The organism is Ensifer sp. (assembly GCF_035999135.1).
Taxonomy (GTDB): domain Bacteria; phylum Pseudomonadota; class Alphaproteobacteria; order Rhizobiales; family Rhizobiaceae; genus Ensifer.
The window spans coordinates 1-5991 of record NZ_DASYGZ010000054.1; the positions used below are offsets into that span (position 1 = coordinate 1).

The 5991-nt window shown below is 61.0% G+C and carries 6 protein-coding genes; 3 read left to right on the forward strand and 3 right to left on the reverse strand.

Annotated features, from left to right (window positions below; translation table 11 throughout):
- The first annotated feature begins 357 nt into the window (after positions 1 to 357).
- Both pdxY and VGO12_RS05545 read left to right on the forward strand, forming a co-directional pair.
- Positions 358 to 1239, forward strand: a complete 882-nt coding sequence (gene pdxY, locus VGO12_RS05540) for a pyridoxal kinase PdxY (protein ID WP_327511728.1) — start codon at positions 358 to 360, stop codon at positions 1237 to 1239.
- A gap of 124 nt (positions 1240 to 1363) precedes the next feature.
- Complete coding sequence (locus VGO12_RS05545; RefSeq protein ID WP_327511729.1) at positions 1364 to 2017, forward strand: carbonic anhydrase; 654 nt, start codon at positions 1364 to 1366, stop codon at positions 2015 to 2017.
- A 65-nt stretch (positions 2018 to 2082) separates the two neighbouring features.
- On the opposite strand, the gene VGO12_RS05550 is transcribed toward VGO12_RS05545, so the two are convergent.
- From VGO12_RS05550 to VGO12_RS05560, 3 genes are all read right to left on the reverse strand, one after another.
- Positions 2083 to 2904: a lytic transglycosylase domain-containing protein gene (locus VGO12_RS05550; RefSeq protein ID WP_327511730.1), complete on the reverse strand. Its 822-nt coding sequence runs from the start codon at positions 2902 to 2904 to the stop codon at positions 2083 to 2085.
- 189 nt (positions 2905 to 3093) lie between these two features.
- A complete protein-coding gene (locus VGO12_RS05555; protein ID WP_327511731.1) occupies positions 3094 to 4128 on the reverse strand; it encodes an aspartate-semialdehyde dehydrogenase in 1035 nt (344 codons plus the stop codon).
- A 111-nt stretch (positions 4129 to 4239) separates the two neighbouring features.
- Positions 4240 to 4512 carry a hypothetical protein gene (locus VGO12_RS05560; RefSeq protein WP_327511732.1) on the reverse strand — a complete coding sequence of 91 codons (273 nt, stop codon included), beginning with the start codon at positions 4510 to 4512 and terminating at the stop codon, positions 4240 to 4242.
- Positions 4513 to 4620: 108 nt separating this feature from the next.
- Between VGO12_RS05560 and VGO12_RS05565 the strand changes: the two genes are divergently transcribed.
- A partial coding sequence (locus VGO12_RS05565) for an MFS transporter (RefSeq protein WP_327511733.1) occupies positions 4621 to 5991 on the forward strand: 1371 nt, incomplete at its 3' end.

Consider the following 5991-nt stretch of genomic DNA (forward strand, 5'->3'; position numbering starts at 1 on the left):
GCCCAGTTTGATGGCGGCCGCCTTCGCTGCGTCGATGTGTCTGTCCCGCTTCGGATTGTATTTCACGCCCATGAAGTCTCTCCCACTCATGATAGGCCAAACCCTATCAGAACCATGGCTAATGGCGACCGCTTTTTACGCCGATTTCGGCAAAATCGAGCCCAAAATCGGAGAATTTCACGTGAAAACAGCTTAAATCCATTTAAATCGAAGGTAATATCGCGAAAATTGCTCGAAAATCGACGAAAAAGCACGAAAACGCCAAAGGCTTCCACGGGACCTGTCTGCCATCGCCTGTTGACAGGGCAGTGACAGTCGGGTGATCAGAGTTTCGAGATCGAAGGATTGGACTGGTCGATGCCCGAAATGCCCTCCCTGCCCGGCGCCGTCATCGTCATCTCGAGCCATGTCGTGCGCGGCAAGGTCGGCAACCGGGCCGCGGTCTTCGCGTTGGAGACGCTTGGACATCCCGTCTGGGCCCTGCCGACGGTGATCCTTCCGTGGCATCCCGGCCATGGCCGCTCGACGCGCGTGGCGATCCCGGACGAATCCTTCCAGTCGGTGATCGACGATCTGATCGCAGCCCCGTGGATCGGCGAGGTGCGTGCCGTGCTTTCGGGTTATCTCGGCTCGGTCGGCCAGGCCGAGGGTGTTGTGCGGCTGGTGACGGCTCTGAAAGAGCGCAATCCCAAGCTGATCTATGCCTGCGATCCCGTCATCGGCGACGCCGGCGGGCTCTATGTTCCCGAAGCGACGGCGACGGCCATGCGCGACCGGCTGCTGCCGCTTGCCAATCTGGCGACGCCGAACCGCTACGAGCTTGCATGGCTTGCAGGCGCGACGCTGGACACCAACACGGCGATCCTCGACGCTGCCCTCGGCCTTGGCCCGGCCCGCGTGCTGGTGACTTCGGCGGTGCCGATGATGAGTGGCGGAACCGGCAATCTCTTTTTGTCGGGAAATCACGCGTTGCTTGCCGAACACCGGCTGGTCGAGAACGCGCCGAACGGAACCGGCGATCTGCTGACGGCCGTGTTTCTGGCGCGACTTCTTGAAGGTCTTTCAGAAGAACGCGCCTTGCAGATGGCGACCGCGAGCGTATTCGAGATTATCGCGCGCAGCGTCAAGCGCGGCGCCGACGAGCTGACGATCGAGCAGGACGCGTCGAGCCTGTCAACGCCGATGGCGATGGTGCAGATGCGCCGGCTGGTGCATCCGAACCAGATGCGGCGAAAATAGAAGAAGCTGTTCATCGATGATGCCTCTATGACATCGTCGATTGAATTTTAGATCATGATGATTTTCATGACTTCGAGCGGTCCGCACAGCGGACATGCCGCCCGAAGCAGTAACGGAGTAAGCGATGGACAAGCAACAGCAGCGTTTCCCGGACCATCTTCTGAACGGTTATCATAATTTCATGAACGGCCGTTACAGCGAGCAGCAGCAGCGCTACAAGGCTCTGGCTGAAAAGGGACAGAAACCGAAGACGATGGTCATCGCCTGTTGCGATTCGCGGGCGGCGCCTGAAACCATCTTCGACAGCGGCCCCGGCGAACTCTTCGTCGTGCGCAACGTCGCCAATCTGATGCCGCCGTACGAGCCCGATGGCCACTATCATTCGACATCGGCCGCGCTCGAATTTGCGGTGCAGTCACTGCGCGTCAGCGACATCGTCGTCATGGGCCATGGCCGCTGCGGCGGCATCAAGGCGGCCCTCGATCAGGATGCCGAGCCGTTGTCGCCCGGTGACTTCATCGGTCGCTGGATGCATCTGTTGAAGCCGGCCGCCGACCAGATCCAGAGCAACGACGTCATGACCGAAGGCGAGCGCCAGCGTGCACTCGAGCGCGTCTCCATCCGCAACTCGATTGCCAATCTTCGAACCTTCCCCTGTGTCCAGATCCTGGAAAGCAAGGGCAAGCTGAACCTGCACGGCGCCTGGTTCGACATCTCGACCGGCGAACTCTGGGTGATGGATCCGACAACAGGCGATTTCCTGCGGCCCGGGACGTAAGACTGAAAAGGCCCGGTTCTTGCGAACCGGGCCCTTGAAATTCCGCAGCGATAAGCGCGCAGTGCTTAGAGTCCGTCGATCTCAGCGCCGATGATGGCGATTGCCTGCTGGTACACGCTTGCAGCGTTCCAGCCCTGGATCGCGCCGAAATTCGCCTGGCCCTGCTGGTAGCCGGCGCCCGGCTGCCAGCCGTGACCGCGCAGGAAGTTGGCGGTGGAGGCCAGCGCATCGGCCTTGGAACGAACCATGTCGACATGGCCGTTGCCGTCGCCGTCGACGCCGTACTTCAGGACGTTGGCCGGCAGGAACTGGGTCTGGCCGATTTCGCCATGCGCTGCACCGCGCGCATCGGGGCTCAGATCGCCGCGCTGCACGAGCTGCAGCGCCGCATAGAGCTGGTTGGTGAAGTAGTCCGAACGACGGCAGTCATAGGCAAGCGTCGACACGGCCGAGAGCGTGTGCTCTTTGCCCATGAAGCCGCCGAAGCCGGTTTCCATGCCCCAGATCGCGATCAGCGGACCAGCCGGCACGCCATAGCGGCGTTCGATGCTGGTAAAGAGCGCCGCGTTCTGCGCCTTCATCTTCTTGCCGCGCGAAATGATCGTCTGGCCGCCGCGCTTCTGCATGAACTGCTCGAGCGAGAGCTTGAAGCTCTTCTGGCCGCGGTCGGCGCGGATCGTCGCCTTGTTGTAGGAGACGTTCGACAGCGCGCGGTCGAGGACAGCGGGGCTGATGCCGTTGCCGGTCGCCTGCTGCTTGAAGTTGGCGACCCAGGCCGCAAAGCCGCTTCCGTCGTTGCCGCATTGGGCGGCGGACGCCACTGCCGGAAAGACTGCCGTTGAAATCAGGGCAGCAAGCCCCACCGCTACGCACTTTGCCCTGTGCATGAAATACCCCATAGCCCGAATCTTATTGCGCCTAAAAATGCCAGCCTTCGCCGGCCCTGTCACCTGCCGCAAGCAGCGGTCACGTTTTCGTGGTTTCACGTGAATCCCGGTATCGTCCGGCATTCCGCAAAACAGCAACCCGCCGGGCCTGGTCAGGCCCGGCGGGAAAGCCGTGTTCAATCGCCCGTCTCAGGCGGCCTGCTTGCGCGGCTTGATCAGGCCGCGGTTGACCAACAGTTCGGCGATCTGGATCGCGTTCAGCGCGGCGCCCTTGCGCAGGTTGTCGGAGACGACCCACAGGTTGAGGCCGTTCTCGACCGTCGCGTCCTCGCGGATGCGCGAGATGTAGGTCGCGTCTTCGCCGGCGCATTCGTAGGGCGTGACATAGCCACCGTTCTCGTGCTTGTCGACGACAAGGCAACCCGGCGCTTCGCGCAGGATGTCGCGCGCTTCGTCCGCGGTGATTTCGTTTTCGAACTCGATGTTGACCGATTCCGAGTGGCCGATGAAGACCGGAACGCGCACGGCCGTGCAGGTCACCTTGATCTTCGGGTCGAGCATCTTCTTGGTCTCGGCCAGAACCTTCCACTCTTCCTTGGTGTAGCCGTCTTCCATGAAGACGTCGATGTGCGGGATGACGTTGAAGGCGATGCGCTTGGTGAACTTCTTCGATTCGATCGGATCGGCGACGAAGACGGCGCGGGTCTGGTTGAAGAGTTCGTCCATGCCATCCTTGCCGGCGCCGGAAACCGACTGGTAGGTCGAGACGACGACGCGCTTGATCTTGGCGTGGTCATGCAGCGGCTTCAGCGCGACCACGAGCTGCGCGGTCGAGCAATTCGGGTTGGCGATGATGTTCTTCTTGGTGAACTGCGCGATTGCGTCCGGGTTCACTTCCGGAACGATCAGCGGCACTTCGGCGTCGTAGCGCCAGGCCGAAGAGTTGTCGATGACGACGCAACCCTGCTGGCCGATCTTCGGCGAATACTTGAGCGAAACGGCGCCGCCGGCCGACATCAGGCAGATGTCGGTGTCGGAGAAATCGTAGTTTTCGAGGTTCTTGACCTTGAGCGTCTTGTCGCCGAAGGAAACTTCCGTGCCCTGGGAGCGGGCGGAAGCGAGCGCAACCACCTCGTCAGCGGGGAACCCGCGCTCCGCAAGGATATTCAGCATCTCGCGGCCGACATTGCCGGTGGCGCCTGCAACTGCAATCTTGAAACCCATGATCTAAGCTCTCTTTCTGTCTCTCCTCTTCGGGTGGAGGGGGAACCGCGCGTATTGCCGCGAAGGTTCCTGTCCCCGGCCTTACCGGGGAGAGAGCGGTGGCCAGAGACGTCAGACGGTTTTCGTCGTCGTTTTGGCCATTGTTTTGCAAGCGAACGAAAAATCGACATCCTGCCCCGCGGCCAAAGCCGGCAGGATCAAAGCAGCGATGGCTGGACCGATCGGTCGCATGACGGTGATTTCCTCGTTCTTCGCTGCTCTTACGCGGTTTTGAGGAAGAGTCAAGACATCGCTCTTTGGCAGGGCCTTGCGGATGCCGGCCGCGATCGATCGCCGCATTAGACGAAAGTCATAAGCCGAAAGCATCTCTGCCTGGGATGACACTTTTCTGACATCCTCATCTCAGGCGCACCACGTCCGGACGTTCTTGGGAGGAATGCCGGACCGGCCAATGGGCGCTCCAATCGGCTATTTTGGAGTGGAGGATAAAAAATGGCAAATGTCGCGACAGCGGACGACGCAAAAACGCGTCCGATGACCGGCGAGGAAAAGAAGGTCATCTTCGCCTCGTCGCTTGGTACCGTGTTCGAATGGTACGACTTCTATCTCTACGGTTCGCTCGCCGTTTACATCGGCGCGACCTTCTTCAGCTCCTACCCGGAAACGACGCGAAACATCTTTGCGCTGCTGGCGTTTGCCGCGGGCTTCCTGGTTCGCCCGTTCGGCGCTCTGGTCTTTGGTCGCCTCGGTGACCTCGTCGGGCGCAAATACACCTTCCTGGTCACGATCCTGATCATGGGTCTTTCGACCTTCCTCGTCGGTATCCTGCCCGGTGCCGCCTCGATCGGCATTGCCGCTCCAATCCTGCTCATCGTGCTGCGCATGCTGCAAGGCCTGGCGCTCGGCGGTGAATATGGCGGTGCTGCGACCTATGTCGCCGAACATGCGCCAAACGGTCGCCGCGGCTACTTCACTTCGTGGATTCAAACGACGGCAACGCTCGGCCTGTTCCTGTCGCTGGTGGTGATCCTGCTCGTGCAATTCGCTCTCGGCAAGGAAGCCTTTGCCGCCTGGGGCTGGCGCATTCCGTTCCTGCTTTCATGCGTGCTGCTCGGCATTTCCGTCTGGATCCGCCTGAAGATGAATGAATCCCCCGCCTTCAAGAAGATGAAGGAAGAGGGAAAAACCTCGAAGGCGCCGCTGAAGGAAGCTTTCGGCCAATGGAGGAACGCCAAGATCGCGCTTCTGGCGCTGTTTGGCGCCGTCGTCGGCCAGGCCGTCGTCTGGTACTCCGGCCAGTTCTACGCGCTGTTCTTCCTGACCGGTGTGCTGAAAGTGGATGCGCAATCGGCCAACATCATGGTCGCCGCCTCGCTCATTCTGGGCACTGGTTTCTTCGTGCTCTTCGGCTGGCTCTCCGACAAGATCGGCCGCAAGCCGATCATCATGGCGGGCCTGCTGCTCGCCATGCTCACCTACTTCCCGCTGTTCAAGGCACTGACCTGGGCTGGCAACCCGGCACTCGCTCAGGCCCAGGCGACCGTTCGTGCAACGGTGACTGCGGCGCCCGGCGACTGCAAGTTCCAGTTCAACCCGACCGGTACCGCGAAGTTCACCACTTCCTGCGATATCGCGACTGCCTTCCTCACCAAGAACTCGGTTCCCTATGATGTCGTAACATCGGCGGCTGCGGGTACGGCGGCGACGGTGAAGGTCGGCGACACCACCATCAACAGCTATGACGCGATCGCCGCTGGCGATGGTGCCAAGGCAGCCAATGCCGCCTTCGAAAAGCAGACCAACATGGCGCTCCACAATGCCGGCTATCCGCTGGTTCGTGGCGCGGCAAAGGTTCCGGAATCC

Coding starts and splice junctions, on each gene's coding strand:
- pdxY (WP_327511728.1), top strand. CDS start 358: ATGCCCGAAATGCCCTCCCTGCCCGGCGCCGTCATCGTCATCTCGAGC.
- VGO12_RS05545 (WP_327511729.1), top strand. CDS start 1,364: ATGGACAAGCAACAGCAGCGTTTCCCGGACCATCTTCTGAACGGTTAT.
- VGO12_RS05550 (WP_327511730.1), bottom strand. CDS start 2,904: ATGCACAGGGCAAAGTGCGTAGCGGTGGGGCTTGCTGCCCTGATTTCA.
- VGO12_RS05555 (WP_327511731.1), bottom strand. CDS start 4,128: ATGGGTTTCAAGATTGCAGTTGCAGGCGCCACCGGCAATGTCGGCCGC.